The following is a 16,045-nucleotide window of genomic DNA, read 5'->3' on the forward strand; positions in this document are numbered from 1 at the left end:
GGGACAGCATGATCATCAAGGCCCTCGTGGGCGCCGTCCTCGTCGGCGTCATCGCCCTCGGGACCGCCGTTCCGGCATCGGCGGCACCTGGGGACGTCAACCTCAACATCTACAACGTCCACAACAGCGGCGAGGACGCGGGGAACGACAGCATCCTGGAGATCGACCGATCACTGAACCTCGCGAAGGGCGACGGCAGCCCGGGGAGCGACATCATCAACGAGGTCGGTGGCGCCTCCAGCGGCATGTCACCCGGGTCGACCAACGGCTCACTGACCGGGTCGTCAACCCATCTGGCGCCTGGTGACTCTGACGACGAGTGACGGGTTTTCTTACCTTTCGGTCGTGTGATTTCAGGGCGAAGTCCGGAGATGTATGAGGTGACTCCGTTACGGTCAGTAAACAGACATCCACTCAGTGGGACGGACGCGAAGTCGACGCTCCGGAGGAGCAGTGACCCCCCAGATGAGAACTGACGCGAATGAAATGTCCAACATGGACAAAGTCGATGTTCATCCTGATGTCCATAGACCCACCGAAACCGATGAAGAGAAGATCCTCAGCGACCTGTACGGCGAACCGGACGCGGAAGGCACCTACCAGGGAGAGGACGTCTGATGGGCACGGCGGCGGGAATGCTGGCCGAGGCCCGCAAGTCCCTCGGCATGTCGGGTCGTCCGAATAAGATCAGCCGAGAGTACGCGTCCCGACACGGAGACGAGTTCCTCAGCGCGTCCTGGTGCGACATGGCCGTCACCTACTGGGCGCGGCACAGCGGGAACTCCGACGCCGTCCTGCCCGGCGGGGACCGCGCCTACACCGTCTGGCACGCGGAGGACTTCCAGAAGGCCGGGCGCTGGCACAAGGGCACCACCGCCGAGGTCAACCGCGCCAAACCCGGCGACATCGTGTTCTTCGACTGGGACGAGACCAACTCGATCGGAGCGATCGACCACGTCGGCGTCGTCGAGAAGGTCCTCGGCGGCGGCCGGCTCCAGACCATCGAGGCCAACACCGCCAACGCCTGCAAGCGCCGCGTGCGCGGCTCCGGCGTCATCGCCGGGTACGGGCGGCCCGCCTACGGCGGGTCCGACTGGATGGAGAGCATGGTGAAGAAACTTCCGCAGCTCGCGAAGGGCGACACGGGCGAGCACGTCGAGAGCGTGCAGGGCCTGCTGGTCGCGCGCAGCCACCCCGAGATCCGCATGACGGGCAGGTTCGACGACGCGACGGAGGCGGCCGTGAAGGCGGTACAGAAGTGGGGCGGTGTCACCGCCGACGGCATCGTCGGGCCGAAGACCTGGCCCGTCCTGCTGCGCGTCCACTAGAAAGTCTGGTGCGCGTGCACCAGGGCCCATCAGTCCGCCACCCTGGGGTAAACAAATCTCAGCGGGGGCTAGTACACGCTTCAACCTCGGCATACGTTCGTTAGGTCGCTTCCACGGAGGTGGCCCCGATGACGTGGCCAGACCAGCGTGCTCCGCCCAGGGACGTCTCTCTCCAGCCAACCCCGAGACGTCCCTGGGAGAACGCATGCCACGTATCCGTGTCGAGGTCGATGGTGCGACGTATGAGGATGACGTCGAACCCCGCCTCCTTCTCGTCCACTACCTGCGCGACCGGCTGGGCAAGGTCGGCACCCCCGTCGGGTGCGACACCAGCAACTGCGGAGCCTGCACCGTCCTGATGGACGGGATGAGCGTGAAGAGCTGCTCCGTGCTCGCCGTCCAGGCCGACGGCCGCGACATCACGACCATCGAGGGGCTCGGGATCGACGGCACGGGGCATCCGATGCAGCGCGCCTTCCACGAAGAGCACGCGCTCCAGTGCGGCTACTGCACCCCCGGGATGATCATGGCGTCGATCGACCTGCTGCGGGAGAACGCCGACCCGTCCGAGGAGGAGATCCGCGAGGGCCTCGAAGGGAATCTGTGCCGCTGCACCGGCTACCAGAACATCGTCCGGGCCGTCCGGCGGGCGGCGGGCGAGATGCGCAGCCCCGCCGAACCGGAATCCGGGGAACGGCCCCGGTCCGCTGAGCGGGAGGTCACGCCATGACCGCGACGGCCGAGGGACCCGCGAAGGAGATCGGGACACCGCGCAAGCGCTCCGAGGACGCCCGCCTCATCACCGGGCGCACCCGCTGGACCGACAACATCACGCCGGCCGGGACGCTGCACGTGGCGTTCCTGCGCAGCCCGCACGCGCACGCGCGGATCACCGGGGTCGACACCGAGCAGGCGCGGAGCCATCCCGGTGTGGTGGCCGTCCTCAGCGGCGCCGACCTCGCCGACGAACAGGGCGCGCTCCCGTGCGCGTGGGTCGTCACCGAGGACATGCGGCATCCCGACCACCCGCCGATGGCGGTGGACGAGGTCCGCTACGTCGGCGAGCCCGTGGCCTGTGTCGTCGCCCGCGACCGGTACGTGGCGGTCGACGCGCTGGAGGAGATCGACGTCGACTACGAGCCGCTGCCCGCCGTCGTCGACATGGAGGACGCGCTGGCCGAGGACGCCGACCTCGTCCACACCGACCTGGGCACGAACAAGTCGTACACGTGGGTGTACGAGAACGGCGATCTCGACGCGGCGCTACGGAACGCGCCGGTCGTCCTGGAGCGCCGATACGTCCAGCAACGCCTGATCCCCACCGCGATGGAGCCGCGCTCGGTGCTGTGCGTCCCGGAGGGGGACGAGTTCACGCTGTACTCGGCCACGCAGATCCCACACATCCTGCGGCTGATGCTCGCCACGGTCACCGGGATCGCCGAGCACCGGCTCCGGGTCGTCGCCCCGGACGTCGGCGGCGGGTTCGGGTCCAAGCTCCAGGTGTACGGCGAGGAGGTCATCGCGCTGCTGCTCGCGCGGCGGCTCGGCCGGCCCGTCAAGTGGACGGAGTCGCGCAGCGAAGGCAACATGACCGTCCACCACGGACGCGACCAGATCCAGCGGCTCACCCTCGCGGCGGAGCGCGACGGCCGCATCCGCGGGCTGAAGGTCGATCTGCTCGCCGACATGGGCGCCTACCTGATGCTCGTCACGCCCGGAATCCCGCTGCTCGGCGCGTTCATGTTCAACGGCATCTACAAGATGGACGCCTACTCCTTCACCTGTTCGGGCGTCTTCACCACCAAGACCCCGACGGACGCCTACCGCGGCGCGGGCCGGCCCGAGGCGACCTACGCGATCGAGCGGCTGATGGACGAGCTGGCCGCCGAACTGGACCTCGACCCGATCGAGGTGCGGCGCCGCAACTGGATCGAGCACGCGGAGTTCCCGTACGAGACGATCGCGGGCCTCACCTACGACTCCGGTGACTACGAGTCGGCGACGGAGAAGGCCCTGCACCTGTTCGAGTACGACAAGCTGCGAGCCGAGCAGGCCGACCGGCGCGAGCGCCGCGACCCGGTACAGCTCGGCATCGGCGTGTCCACATTCACCGAGATGTGTGGGATCGCCCCATCGCGGGTGCTCGGGTCGCTGTCCTACGGCGCCGGGGGCTGGGAGCACGCCGCGGTGCGCGTCCTGCCGTCCGGGAAGGTCGAGGTCGTCACCGGCTCGTCCCCGCACGGCCAGGGGCACGCGACGGCGTGGGCACAGATCACCGCCGACCGGCTCGGCGTCCCGTTCGAGGACGTCAAGGTACTGCACGGTGACACCGCCGTGTCACCGAAAGGCATGGACACCTACGGGTCTCGGTCACTGGCCGTCGGCGGGATCGCGCTCTACTCCGCCTGCGACAAGGTCGTCGACAAGGCCCGCCGCGTCGCCGCGCACCTGCTGGAGGCCGCGGAACAGGACCTCGACTTCACCGGCGGACGGTTCAGCGTCCGCGGCGTCCAGGACGAGGGCAGAACGCTCCAGGAGGTCGCGGGCGCCGCGTTCGCCGCCCACGACCTGCCGGACGGCGTCGAACCGTCCCTCGACTCCGACGCCACCTTCGACCCGGAGAACTTCTCCTTCCCGCACGGCACGCACCTGTGCGCCGCCGAGGTCGACACCGAGACCGGGATGGTGAAGCTCCGCAAGTACGTGGCCGTGGACGACGTCGGCAAGGTCGTCAACCCGCTGATCGTCGAAGGCCAGGTGCACGGCGGGCTCGCCCAGGGCATCGCCCAGGCGCTGTACGAGGAGGCCGTCTACGACGCCGAAGGCAACCTCACGACCACCACCATGGCCGACTACCTCATCCCGTCCGCCGCCGACCTGCCGGAATTCATCACCGACCGCACCGAGACCCCCGCCACGTCCAACCCGCTCGGCGTGAAGGGCGTCGGCGAGGCGGGCACCATCGCCTCGACCCCGGCGGTCGTCAACGCGATCGTGGACGCGCTCCGCCCGTACGGCGTCCATGACGTCCCGATGCCGTGCACGCCCGAACGCGTCTGGCGCGCGCTGCGCGCGGAACCACCGCCCGGCGGCGCCACGCCGGGCGCGGGCGGCGGCCTCGGCTCGGCGCAGGCCACCGACGGCGGCACCGCGCAGGACACCACCGGAGGTGCCCAGTGATCCCAGCGACATTCGACTACCTGCGCCCCGCGACCATCGACGCCGCCGTCTCGGCCCTGTCGGACGCCGGTGAGGACGCCAAGATCCTCGCCGGCGGGCAGAGCCTCATGCCGCTGCTGCGGCTACGGCTCGCCTACCCCGACGCGCTGATCGACCTCGACCGGATCGAGTCCCTGCGCGAGATCCGCGACGAGGGCGACACCCTGCTCATCGGCGCGATGGCCACGCACCACCAGGTGATCCGCGACCCGCTCGTCCGCGAGCACGTCCCGCTGATCGCGCAGACGACCGAGACGGTCGCCGACCCCGCCGTCCGGCACCGCGGCACGTTCGGCGGATCACTCGCGCACGCCGACCCGGCGGGCGACCTGCCCGCCGTGGCGCTGGCGCTGGACGCGGTGTTCCTCGTCCGCTCCGTCCGCGGCGAGCGGGAGATCCCCGCCGCCGACTTCTTCGTCGACTGGATGACGTCCGCGCTGGAGGCCGACGAGATCCTCACCGGTGTCCGCGTCCCGAAACTGGGCACAGGGTGGGGCATGCACTACGAGAAGTTCCACCGGACGGCCCAGGCATGGGCGATCGTCGGGGTCGCCTGCGCGGTCCGCCGCGAACGCGACGCCATCGAGGACGCCCGGATCGCCCTCACCAACATGGGCCCGGCACCCGTCCGCGCCACCGAGGTCGAAGGGTCACTCCAGGGTCGCCCCGCCTCCGAGGACACCTTCCGCTCCGCCGCAGAGCACGCCCCGTCCGGCACCGAACCACCCGGTGACCTGCACGGATCGTCCGAGTACCGGGCACACCTCGCCACCGTGCTCACCGCCCGGGCCCTGACGGCCGCCGCCACGCTCTGACCACGATCGTGCGGCCGGATCCGCGTACCCTTCGATCCGGCCGCATGATCTCCGACTGGCGGCGGCCCGTCCGACGGTCGTAAGGTCACAAACAAGGTCTCCGGACGAAAAGGACTGCGATCATGGAACTCGACCACGATTTCACCGTCCCCGTGCCCGTGGACCAGGGCTGGCAGGTCCTGCTGGACGTGGAACGCGTCGCCACCTGCATGCCGGGCGCCACCCTCGACTCGATCGACGGCGAGGAGTACACGGGCCGCCTGAAGGTGAAGGTCGGCGCGATGACCATCACCTACCGGGGCACCGCCCGCATCGTCTCCGCGGACGAGTCGTCCCGCACGGTCACACTGGAGGCCGCCGCCAAGGAGGCCCGCGGTCCCGGCACCGCCTCGGCCACCGTCCAGGCCCGCCTCCACGAGGAAGAGGACGGCACGACCCGCGTCACCGTCCACACCAAGCTCAACGTCACCGGCCGCCCCGCACAGTTCGGCCGCAACATCCTGTCCGAGGTCGGCTCCAAGATCATCGACCGGTTCGCCAAGGCGCTGGCCGCCGAACTGGAATCGCCGGCCTCCGCGAAGGCCCCCAAGGCCACGGAGGCGAAGGCGACCACCAAGCCCGCCACCCGCACCAACGGCAGCCCCCAGCCGAAGACCACCCCCAAGGCCGGATCGGCCAAGAAGAACGCCGCGTCCGAGAAGGCCCCGAAGCCCAAACCCACCACGAGGGCTGAACCGACCCCGGACACCGAAGCCGCCCCGCAGACCGGACCGACCGCGGGAACCGAGCAGGCGTCCAAGGCCGAACCCACGTCGAGCAGCGCCTCCGAGGCCGAGCACCCCGCCAAGGCCGACCCCGCCCCGCAGAAGGCCAAAGCCGACAGCGCCGAACCGGTCACCCCCACCTCGGATCAGCCGGCGGAGAAGCACACCCAGTCGGACGATGCGATCGACCTGCTGGAGTTCGCCGGCCCGTCCCTGGCCAAGCGGGCCGTCCCCGCCATGGGCGGCCTGGTCGTCCTCGCGGTGGCCGTCCGCTACCTGACACGCCGCCGCAAGCGCCGCTGACATCGAGGACGGCCGACCCTTCGAACACCGCCTCGCACGGGTCAAGGCACGGCCAACGATCCCCCTGGAGACGGCGCCGACAATGGCCCGGGACGGGCACGATCCCGTCGGCTTGTCCTGTGGACACCATCGAGCTCCAGCGGGTCGCGCGTATCGAGAACGACAACTGGTGGTACCGCGAACGCCGGGCGATCCTGTCCGAGGAACTGCTGCGGTTCAGCATGCCCGGCGAGGCCGTCGACATCGGCGCCGGAGCGGGCGGCAACTCCCGTGAGCTGGCCGCCCACGGCTGGCAGGCCACGGCGATCGACCTCAGCCCCGCCGCCGTGGCACTGGCGCGCGCACAGGGCGTCGAGGCATACGAGGGCGACGCCCGCTACCTCCCGCTCCCCCCGTCCCACTTCGACCTGGTCCTCGCGATGGACGTCCTCGACCACATCGAGGACGACGCCCGCGCCGCCGCGGAGATCACCCGCGTCCTCCGTCCCGGCGGGACGGTGCTGCTCTCCGTCCCGTCCGACATGTCCCTGTGGTCGGCGCACGACGTCTCCCTCGGCCGCGTCCGCCGCTACACGCCACGGACCTTGACCGACCTGCTGGAGAACGCCGGCCTCCTGCCCATCCGGGTGTGGAGCCGCGGCGTCCTCTTCCGTCCCTTCCTCCGCCTGCTCCGCCACCGCAGCGCACACTACGAGGACCTCGCCCCGCTCCACCCGCTGGCCAACGAGGCCCTCCGCCTGTCCGCCGCCCTGGAACGGCGCCTCCCCCTCCACTCCTGCCCCGGCACCACCCTCTTCGCCCGAGCCCAAAAGCCAGGCTGACCCGCGCTCCGCACCCGCCACGCCAGAGTGACGACCAGCGACGATCCGAAAGCGCTGGCGCCCCCATCACCGCCCGTCCCCGCCGCACCCCGACTCCCTGGACGGACAGGCAACCGAACATCCGTCCGTCCCCAAGGGCCGCGGCAGCTGTCCGCGGGTCATCTGGCGATTCCACACCGGCGGCCTCCACCGGCAGCGGAACACGGTGGGACGCTGTACCCAGCGAGATTCAGGCATGCCAGGGCTGGATGCCCGCCCGCCGCGGCAAGACGCCCGAGAGCCTTCTCGCCGCTCTCCGCCCTCGCAGGCTGTGATCTGGCCCCGCGGCCTCCGCCCCACAAGGTGACCGCTGACGAGGGCCTTAGAGCGCGAGCTTGAACCCTTCGTGGCTGCGCGCGAAGCGCTCGTCTGCGGACACGCCTCGGACGCCCCTTCGTTCCTGCTCGTCCGGAGTCAGGTGAGGAGGCATTCGACGGCCCTGGCCGACGCCTTGCCGTCGTCGTGGGGGCAGTACTTGTCGAAGAAGGTGTCGTAGGCGTCCACGTAGACGTCCTGGACCTCATCGATCGTGCGGAGGGCCTCGGCGACCTCGGCGGACGTGGCAAGGAGCGGTCCCGGGGCCTCGGCCTCGAAGTCGATGGTGAAGCCGCGCACGTGGTCGCGGTAACGCTCCAGGTCGTAGGTGTAGAAGAGCATCGGGCGGCCGGTGCACGCGAAGTCCACCATGGCCGACGAGTAGTCGGTCACGAGCACGTCGGCCACCAGGTACAGGTCGGCGATATCGGGATAGCGGGAGACGTCGAGCACGAAGCCGTCCGATACGGGGCGGTCCCGGTCGGTGATCAGGTGGTGGGACCGGATGAGCAGCACATGGTCGTCGCCGAGCGTCCGCCGCAGGGCCTCGACGTCCAACTCCAGGGAGAAGGCGCGTCGGCCGGGGGCGTGGTGCAGGTCGTCACGCCATGTCGGCGCATACAGGACGGCCTTCTTGCCGTGGGGAATCCTGAGGCGTTCGCGGATGCGGGCCCCGATCCGTCCGAAGTCAGGGCTGCTCAGGACGTCGTTGCGAGGGTATCCGGACTCCAGGATCTCACCGTCGTATCGGAAGGCCCTGCGCATGACCTCGGACGTGAGGGCGTTGGGAGAGAGCAGGACGTCCCATCGCGGAACCTCCTGACCTATCCAGTCGAGCTTTTCGGTGCGCTGGTACGGCATGTCGGTGAGGTCGTGGCCCATCCGCTTCAGCGGGGTGCCGTGCCATGTCTGCATGTAGATCTGTCCGGGACGCTTGACGAATCCCGCCGGCAGGCCGAAGTTCGTGACGATGTACCGGGCGCGCGCGAGGACCCGATAGTGGTCTCGGCTACCCGCCAGGATCGTCCTGGCCTCTCCTTCGACCGCGAACTGGGCGTCGTTGGACACCCAGACACACTCCAGGTCGGGGTGGCTCCTCGCCAGTTCCTCGTAGATCGCCCTGGGGTTGCAGCTGTACTGCGACGCGCCATAGCTGTCGAACACGGCCGTCTCGGTCAGCGGGCTCCGCAGATAGACCGGGTAGTCACGTTCCCAGAGCAGCCGCTGCGCATATCCGCCACGCTCATCTTCGGCCAGGACGGTGCGGCTCCGCAGTTGCAGCGCATCCGTCTGGTGGACGCCGACCTCGATCTCGTGCGTTCCCACGGCCCGCCATGCGGGGAGCCGCGAGATCACTCCGCGTTCGACGACGACAGCGACTTCCCCTGCGGCGCTCCAGGCCGAGGCCCCGTCGGGGCCCGCCACCGACTCGGCGCGCTCCCCTGCCCCCTCGCCGGCCGCGCGGTCGGCCCCCAGCGAACCAGCCGACCGGCCGAACGCCCGACCGGCCCCTTCGGACGCGACAGCCGAGGAAGTCACCGCGCCAGCAGGCTGGCCGAACACCCTTCCGGTCCTCTCGGGCGTGACCGGGGACAAAGGGGTTTCACCTCGTGTGCCCGGCGGCCGTTGAACAGCCCGACCCGTGCCCCCTGGGCCGGCCGCCTGCTGCGACTCCACACCACCCGCTCCGGCTGACCGGCCGAACGCCTGGCGGGCCCCCTGGAAAGTGGACGCCGGCGAAGCCGTCTCACCTCGTGTACCCGGCCGCTGCTGTGCGGGCCGGCCCGTACCTCCCGGGTGAGGTGTCTGACTCGGCTCCTGGTCACTCGCACCAGCTGTTCTTCCGACCGCCCGGCCGATTCTCCTCGCGACAGCCGTGGGCGTGGCCAATTCGCTGCGTGCAGGGGCCGGCTGTTCCTGTGGTCGGCCTGTGGGCGGCGGCCCCACCCTGTGCCTCGCATCCACGCCGCTCGTCTTGATCGGCTGCCCTGCGGGCCCGCCGGGCACCGAGGCGCTCTGCGTTCCCGTGTTCATGGGGGTCAGGAGTTCCCAGGGGCCGCTGGCCAGCGGGGCCGTCGTTCCGAAAAGGGGCATCGCGCCCGGCTTGAAGGTGGTGGTGAACTTCGGGCCGTCCCAGGTAAGGGGGAGGTGGTGCTCATCGTGGGAACGATGGCGGCGGAGGATCAGGTGGTCTGGACGGTGGGCGGGGTCGGCCAGGTCGCCGCTCACGGTCAGGTGGTCGTCGGCGGTCCATTCGACGGACGTGACGACGGGGCGGAAGCTGCGTTCGACGCCGCGGAGGTTGCCGTATGCGGTGCGGGTGAGGGCGAACTCGCGGCCGCGGGAGGCGAAACGGGCCCCGGGGAGGTTGCGGGCCACGGTCAGCCGGACAGGGCCACCGGCGCCGGTGAGGCGAATGTCCCAGTCGATCGCGTCGCGCAGATGGGCGGCGCAGGGGCCGCGCTCGGCGGCATCCGGGTCGGACAGGAGGTCGTCGAGAAGCAGAGTGGCGGTGAAGTCGAAACCGGTGCCCCGCTCCATGCGCATACCCGACGCCGGGCGGACCGTCACCTCGCCGCGGACCTCGGTGCCGCCGTGCCGGCGGGCGGCGACGATCGCCGCGCCGGCGCCCAGGGCACGCCTCGTCCAGCCGGTGACTTCGAGCAGGCCGCCGACCTGCCGGTAACCGGTGACCACGGCCTTGGCGCGCTTGACGTGGACGACGAAGCCATGGTCGGCGGCGGGCTGGACGGCGACGTGTTCGTCCACCTGGCGCGCGGCCGCCCAGTTCACCGAGGGCTCGGAGGAGGTGAGCCGCTGGACCGCCTTGCGACCGGCCGTGGTGACCTCGGCGAACAGCTCCCATGTGGTCGTCGGCCATTCGTCGCCGTCCTGGAGGAGTTCCGGCTCGATCCGGACGGAGAACCCGGACCAGTCATAGGAGACCAGCGACTGCCCCGACCGGACCGTCGCCTCCGGGCACGGGGTCCGTTCCACGGGGAGCCGGATCTCCTTGCCGGTCGTGGCGTCGTGCATCCAGATCCGGATCCGGGAATCCTTGGCGGAGGCCACCGCGAGACGGTCGAAGTGGGCGTGGCCCTCGACGAGGAGCGCGCCGGCGTCCCAGCTGACGCGGTCCACCTCCGTCCACAGGCGGAACTCGCCGGTGACGTCATAGACGTCGTTCGGGATCGCGCGTTCCGCGTCGCCGAAGAAGGGGTAGCGGGCATACCAGCGCTGGCGGCGCCTGCCACGGACGACGGTCGGTACATCGTGCAGACCGTTCTCCTCGAAGCGGAGCACGGTGAGCAGTTCTGGCAGCATCCGCTCGCGGAGGAGGTACAACTCCAGGCGCTTGATCGCCTCCAGGCCGCCGACGGCGGACGGGGACGCGGCGGCGACGATGTCGGCGCCCGCGTCCAGCAGGCGTTCGCGGTCCTCGCCCGACGCGGTGGGGAGAGTGTGGATCAGCGCGCGGACGTCCAGGTCGAGCGCGTACCTGTCGTAGGCGGGCAGCAGGGCGGGGGCACGGTCGCCGAGGATTCCCCGGACCATCTCCAGCGAGGCCAGCAGGTCGGCGATGTCGTGCCGGAGGCCCGGGCGGCTCCGCCAGAAGTAGACGGTCGTGTCGAGGACGTCCACGGCCGAGGCCAGGACATGGGCCTCCATGCTCACCGGCGGGTTCTCGAAGGACATCGCGGGGAACTCGAACCGGTGCGCGTCCCAGAACGAGCGCTGGAACACCTTGTTCCCGACGGTTCTGTCCTGAAGCAGGGCGGGATGGCGCGTGATGTGCGTGGAGGTCACCGTCGCCGCGTAGGGCTCGGCGTGCGGCGGGGACTGCCGGACGCGGTCCTCGTCCAGGCGGAGCACGTTGCCGCCGGCAAAGTCGGATCCGGTCGTTTCGAGTGTGCGGACCAGGAGTTCGTACGCGTACGGCGGCAGGGCGTCGTCACCGTCGACGAAGGCCAGGTAGTGGCCGGTGGCGCGCTCGACGGCGGCGTTCCGCGCCGGCCCCAGGCCGTCCTTGCCGCGCTGGAGCAGGGTGAACCGGTCATCGCGGCCGGCGAACTCCTTCGCGATGATGGGCCCCCCGTCGGCCGACCCGTCGTCCACCATGATCACTTCAAGGTCGCGAAAGGTTTGCCTGGCCAGCGACTCCAGGCACTCGGCGAGGTACTCCTCGACGTCACGGAACGGGACGACGACGCTGATCTTGGGCGGCACGGGCGGTTCCGTTCTCAGTGGGCGGATGTGGCGTTGTGCAGGACGCGGTCGAGTACACGGGAGGCGGCGCGGCCGTCATCGTGCGGGCAGTAGCGGGCGGCGAACACGGCGCGGGCCGCGCGGAACCCGGTGTCCAGTGCGGCCGGTTCGGACAGTGCCTCGACGACCTCGCGCGAGGTGCCGAGCAGCGGACCGGGAGCCTCCGCCTCGAAGTCGAAGTAGAAGCCGCGGACGTGGTCGCGGTAACGCTCCAGGTCGTAGGTGAAGAAGAGCATCGGCCGTCCGGTGACGGCGAAGTCGAACATGGCGGAGGAGTAGTCGGTGACGAGGACGTCGCTGATGAGGAACAGCTCGGAGATGTCCGGGTAGACCGACACGTCGAGGACGCAGTCGCCGGGCCGCCATTTCGGTCGGTCGGTGACCAGGTAGTGCGTGCGCAGGAGCAGCATGTGGTCGCGCCCCAGTGCCGTCCGGAACTGGTCGACGTCCAGTTCGAGGCTGAACGCGCGCTTGCCGATGGCGAAGTGGAAGTCGTCCCGCCATGTCGGCGCGTAGAGGACGACCTTCTTGTCCTGCGGTATGCCGAGCCGCCGCCGCACCGCGTGGGCGATCTCCTCCCGGTGCGGGCTGCTCAGGATGTCGTTGCGGGGATAGCCGCTCTCGAGGATCTCCCCCTCGTAGGCGAACGCCCGCCGGAACAGCGGCACCGAGAAGGCGTTCTGGGAGAGGAGCAGGTCCCATTGCGGGACGTCGTGCTCCATCCAGTTGAGGCCCTCGGTCCGTTTGAACGGCATCGTCTTGACGTCGTAGCCGAGTCTCTTCAGCGGGGTGCCGTGCCAGCACTGGACGTACGTCTGGTCGTCGCGTTTGGCGAACCACCGCTGCTGCGACCAATTGCCGAACACATAGCGCGCGCGGGCGAGTGCCTCATAGTGTTCGCGCGTTCCCGCCAGGACAGTACGCGCACCGGTCGGCCTGCCGAACTGCCCGTTCTCGGTGACCCAGACACATTCGATGTCCGTTTCACGGCGGCGCAGCTCGTCGTAGATCCCGCGCGGGTTGCAGGAGTACTGGCGGCCCTTGTAGGCGTCGAACACCGCCAGGTCACGGACGGGCAGGTTCAGGTGCCGCCGGTAGTGGCCCGAGCGCAGCCGCGCCTGCGCGTAGGGTCCGCGCTCGTCATCGTCCAGCGAGGTCTCGATCTTCAGCGTCAACTGGTCGGTCTTGCGGGCCAGCACGCTGACACGGTGCAGGCCGGCGTCATGCGGTTCCGGCAGGTCGCGCAGGCTATGCCGGCGGATGACCACGGGCTGCTCCTGACCACCGGCCGTCGCCAGCACGTCCCAGCGACCGGCGACGAGGGGGCGGGAAAGCCCGAGCACGGGCATCCGGGCGGGTGAGAACGAAGCGGTGAAACGGTCGCGGTCCCAGTGCACCGCGACGGTGTGCTCCTCGCTGGACCGCCGCCGCCGCAACACCAGCACGGCTGGACGGCTCGCCGCGTCGGAACACGTCCCCGCCAGGCACAGGGCTCCGTCCGCCGACCAGGTCACCTGGTCGACGACCAGGACGCGCCCGCGGACGACGATCCGCAGCGTGTTCCGGCGGGTCCTCGCGATCTCCAGTTCCCCGCCGGGGAACGGGAACGACGCGCCCGCCGCGGCCTCGTCCAGATGCGGCCTGATCCCACCGGGCAGCGAGACCTCCCAGTCCCCGGGCTGTCTGGTCAATCCCGCCAGCGGCAGCCTGGCCCGGAACCCGCCTTCCGCTTCCTCCGCCCTGCCCCGGCCGGCTCTCCAGGCCACACTCCCGATGCGTCGCTCACTCCGAGCCCCCGGCAGGGCGCGCAGCACACCGAGTGCCTTCTCAGACCGGACCGCGTCATCGCCGATCTCGTCGGGCGCCCGGCCGGCGTCACCGCTCACCGCATCCTGACCAAGGCCGGCCTCTCGATGGGCCAGTCCGCCGCTCAAGGCGCCTTCACCCTGCCCGATCGCCGCCCTCGCATCGCCATCGACCGGCATGCGGCGAGCGTCCTCGAAGGCCTCACCGGTCGTGGTGCCGGGCGGCCCGGTGGTGTCACGCGCCCGAGTGGGCGGACTCGCGAAGGGGTCGCCGGTCGCATTCGCGGGTGCGTTGGAGGCCACATCGGGGAGCGGGACAGGCAGGACCGCGGAGGACAGGGCTGCGGCCGGGCGGGCGGGGATGGGCGCGGTGGGTCGGCCGATGGGGCCGATCACCATTGCGCGGCCGGTTCGGGGGGTGACGGTGATCCTTGGCTCGTCGCCCAGCGGGACCCGACTCCAGCCGTCCAGCCAGAGTTCATCACCCTCCAGATGGCAGCCGACGATCTCCGCCGCCGTCCGCCGCACCTGCAGGACGAACCGGCGTTTGCCGGCGACGGCCTGGACCAGGACGCCCGGCGCGCACTCGTGCTCCTGCGGCCACTGCCGGTTGGTGAGGCTCGGGTTCCCGAACGTCCGGCGACGCCAGAGCCCGCGGTTGATGATCTCGACGCAGGGGATCCAGTCGACGTCGCGCCAGCGGCCGAAGATCCTCAGGCTGGACGGGTCGATCTCTGCGACGAAGCCGGACCAGTCGTAGGAGACCACCGGCTGCCGGGAGCGGGCGGTCACGTCCGGCCGCCGCACCCGCTGAACGGGGACGCGCAGGAGGCCGCGGCGGTTCGAGGCCAGCAGCCACACACGGATTCGGGAGCCGTCCTCGGTGGAGGAGTCCAGGTGCTTGATGTAGGCGTGGCCCTCGATGCGCAGGCGCCCGTCGACCCACACCGCGCGGTCGATCGCCGCCATCGGCGTGAGCTCGTCGGTCACGTCGTAGACGTGGGACGGGACGGCGCGCTCCTCGTCCTCGAAGAACGGGTACTCCGCGTACCAGCGTGGCCGCAGCCCACGCCGGACCCGGGGTGTCTGCGCCGGCGACCCCAGATGGACGAAGCGCAGCACCTCCAGCAGTTCGGGTGTCATCCGCCGGCACAGCAGGTGCAGTTGCAGGCGGAGCAGTGCCGGGAACCTCTTCAGGACGCGGGGGTTGATCTTCTCGACCAGCGCGGCACCTATCTCGACCAGGTCCTCGCGGTGCTCGTCGTCCGTCCTGGGCAGGGCTTCCAGGAGCACTCGGAGATCGACGTCCACCAGGGCGTGCTCGTCGAACGCGGCCAGCAGGTGCGGCGCGTAGTCGGCGAGCCCGGCCCGCAGGGTGCCGACCGAGCGCATGCGCTGGGAGATGTTGTCCCAGCCGTAACGGTCCTCGGTGATGGATCCGGGGCGCTTGCGCCAGAAGTAGACCGTTTCCTTCAGGACGTCGACGGAGCCGGCGAGTGCGTGTGCCCGCGCCATGACCGGCGGGTCTTCGTAGAAGCCCGCAGGGAACCGCAACTCGGCCTTCTCCCAGAACGTCCGCCGGTACACCTTGTTCCAGGACGTCCGATCACGGATCAGGAGCGGGTGGGAGGAGACGTGCGTCCGCGGGCGATTCTCGGTGAACGGCCCGTCATGCAAGACCGATTGCCAGCTGCGGTCACCGTCGAGCCGCTCGACGTTGCCGCAGGCGAAGTCGGAGCCGGTGCGCTCCAGGGATCCGACCAGCCGCGCATAGGCCTCGCGTTCGACCACATCGTCGGCGTCGGCGAACGCCAGGTACGTGCCCCTGGCCTCGCGCACCCCGGCGTTGCGGGCCGGGCCCGGCCCCTCGTTGTCGCGCATGAGCAGCCGGAACCGGGGATCTCGGTCGCACACGTCCTTGGCGATCACCGCGCCGTTGTCGGTGGACCCGTCATCCACGATGACCACTTCCAGGTCGCGGAGGGTCTGCCCGGCCAGCGACTCCAGGCACTCCCGGAGGTACTCCTCGGTGTTGTGGAACGGGACGACGACACTGAGCTTCGGTGACATGGGGCCTCCAGGTCGGTAGCGCGGGGTGCCGCCGGAGGGTGAGCGGCCCAACGGACGGGACCTCGCCACACCGAGCATGGTGACGTGATGCGATGATCCGAACGCGCATCGCGATTGCGAGGCCGTCACCTGACATAGACTTGACCTGCCCTGGCCCACGTTTACCGCCCCCTGACTTCGGTCCCGGCGAGCGGCACTCACTCCGCTCCCGGCTCGCCCTCCCGCTCGGAGGCCGACAACTCAATGTTCCGAGCCAGGAACGGAGCGCAACAGTAGAACGGTATTCTGTGGATAAACCGG

10 protein-coding genes are annotated in these 16,045 nt (G+C 70.2%); 8 read left to right on the plus strand and 2 right to left on the minus strand.

Translation table 11 applies throughout. The annotated features are described in order from the left end of the window. The first annotated feature begins 8 nt into the window (after positions 1-8). The 8 genes from AMA02S_RS08675 to AMA02S_RS08705 all read left to right on the plus strand — a co-directional run bounded on the left by AMA02S_RS08675 (position 9) and on the right by AMA02S_RS08705 (position 7,250). Positions 9-323, plus strand: coding sequence for a hypothetical protein (locus AMA02S_RS08675; protein ID WP_067454438.1), 315 nt, complete (start codon positions 9-11; stop codon positions 321-323). Between the two features lie 172 nt (positions 324-495). Continuing rightward, positions 496-618, plus strand: a complete 123-nt coding sequence (locus tag AMA02S_RS44635; protein ID WP_281181854.1) for a hypothetical protein — start codon at positions 496-498, stop codon at positions 616-618. Then, entirely contained in the window at positions 618-1,328 is a 711-nt protein-coding gene (locus AMA02S_RS08680; RefSeq protein ID WP_067454442.1) for a peptidoglycan-binding protein, read from the plus strand. Before AMA02S_RS44635 ends, AMA02S_RS08680 begins: the two co-directional genes overlap by 1 nt. 205 nt (positions 1,329-1,533) lie before the next feature. Further along, positions 1,534-2,058, plus strand: a complete 525-nt coding sequence (locus AMA02S_RS08685; protein WP_067454445.1) for a (2Fe-2S)-binding protein — start codon at positions 1,534-1,536, stop codon at positions 2,056-2,058. Continuing rightward, positions 2,055-4,508: a xanthine dehydrogenase family protein molybdopterin-binding subunit gene (locus tag AMA02S_RS08690; RefSeq protein ID WP_067454447.1), complete on the plus strand. Its 2,454-nt coding sequence runs from the start codon at positions 2,055-2,057 to the stop codon at positions 4,506-4,508. Before AMA02S_RS08685 ends, AMA02S_RS08690 begins: the two co-directional genes overlap by 4 nt. Then, positions 4,505-5,362 carry an FAD binding domain-containing protein gene (locus tag AMA02S_RS08695; RefSeq protein WP_067454450.1) on the plus strand — a complete coding sequence of 286 codons (858 nt, stop codon included), beginning with the start codon at positions 4,505-4,507 and terminating at the stop codon, positions 5,360-5,362. Before AMA02S_RS08690 ends, AMA02S_RS08695 begins: the two co-directional genes overlap by 4 nt. A 122-nt stretch (positions 5,363-5,484) precedes the next feature. Then, positions 5,485-6,429: an SRPBCC family protein gene (locus AMA02S_RS08700; protein ID WP_067454453.1), complete on the plus strand. Its 945-nt coding sequence runs from the start codon at positions 5,485-5,487 to the stop codon at positions 6,427-6,429. A gap of 119 nt (positions 6,430-6,548) precedes the next feature. Beyond that, a complete protein-coding gene (locus tag AMA02S_RS08705) occupies positions 6,549-7,250 on the plus strand; it encodes a class I SAM-dependent methyltransferase (protein WP_067454457.1) in 702 nt (233 codons plus the stop codon). A gap of 453 nt (positions 7,251-7,703) precedes the next feature. Here AMA02S_RS08705 and AMA02S_RS08710 read toward each other — a convergent pair whose 3' ends face one another. Further along, positions 7,704-11,831 (minus strand): bifunctional glycosyltransferase family 2 protein/CDP-glycerol:glycerophosphate glycerophosphotransferase, encoded by a 4,128-nt coding sequence (locus AMA02S_RS08710; protein WP_067454460.1) that lies wholly within the window; start codon positions 11,829-11,831, stop codon positions 7,704-7,706. A gap of 14 nt (positions 11,832-11,845) precedes the next feature. Then, the gene (locus tag AMA02S_RS08715) at positions 11,846-15,745 is read right to left on the minus strand and encodes a bifunctional glycosyltransferase/CDP-glycerol:glycerophosphate glycerophosphotransferase (RefSeq protein WP_067454462.1); all 3,900 of its coding nucleotides are present in this window, start codon (positions 15,743-15,745) and stop codon (positions 11,846-11,848) included. Positions 15,746-16,045: the final 300 nt, after the last annotated feature.

Source organism: Actinomadura macra NBRC 14102 (genome assembly GCF_001552215.1).
In the GTDB taxonomy this organism is placed as follows: Bacteria; Actinomycetota; Actinomycetes; order Streptosporangiales; family Streptosporangiaceae; genus Spirillospora; species Spirillospora macra.

Bases quoted from the DNA above. Each gene is read 5' to 3' on its own strand.
- AMA02S_RS08680 (WP_067454442.1), top strand. From the start codon at position 618: ATGGGCACGGCGGCGGGAATGCTGGCCGAGGCCCGCAAGTCCCTCGGC.
- AMA02S_RS08700 (WP_067454453.1), top strand. From the start codon at position 5,485: ATGGAACTCGACCACGATTTCACCGTCCCCGTGCCCGTGGACCAGGGC.
- AMA02S_RS08715 (WP_067454462.1), bottom strand. From the start codon at position 15,745: ATGTCACCGAAGCTCAGTGTCGTCGTCCCGTTCCACAACACCGAGGAG.
- AMA02S_RS08685 (WP_067454445.1), top strand. From the start codon at position 1,534: ATGCCACGTATCCGTGTCGAGGTCGATGGTGCGACGTATGAGGATGAC.
- AMA02S_RS08675 (WP_067454438.1), top strand. From the start codon at position 9: ATGATCATCAAGGCCCTCGTGGGCGCCGTCCTCGTCGGCGTCATCGCC.
- AMA02S_RS44635 (WP_281181854.1), top strand. From the start codon at position 496: ATGGACAAAGTCGATGTTCATCCTGATGTCCATAGACCCACCGAAACC.
- AMA02S_RS08690 (WP_067454447.1), top strand. From the start codon at position 2,055: ATGACCGCGACGGCCGAGGGACCCGCGAAGGAGATCGGGACACCGCGC.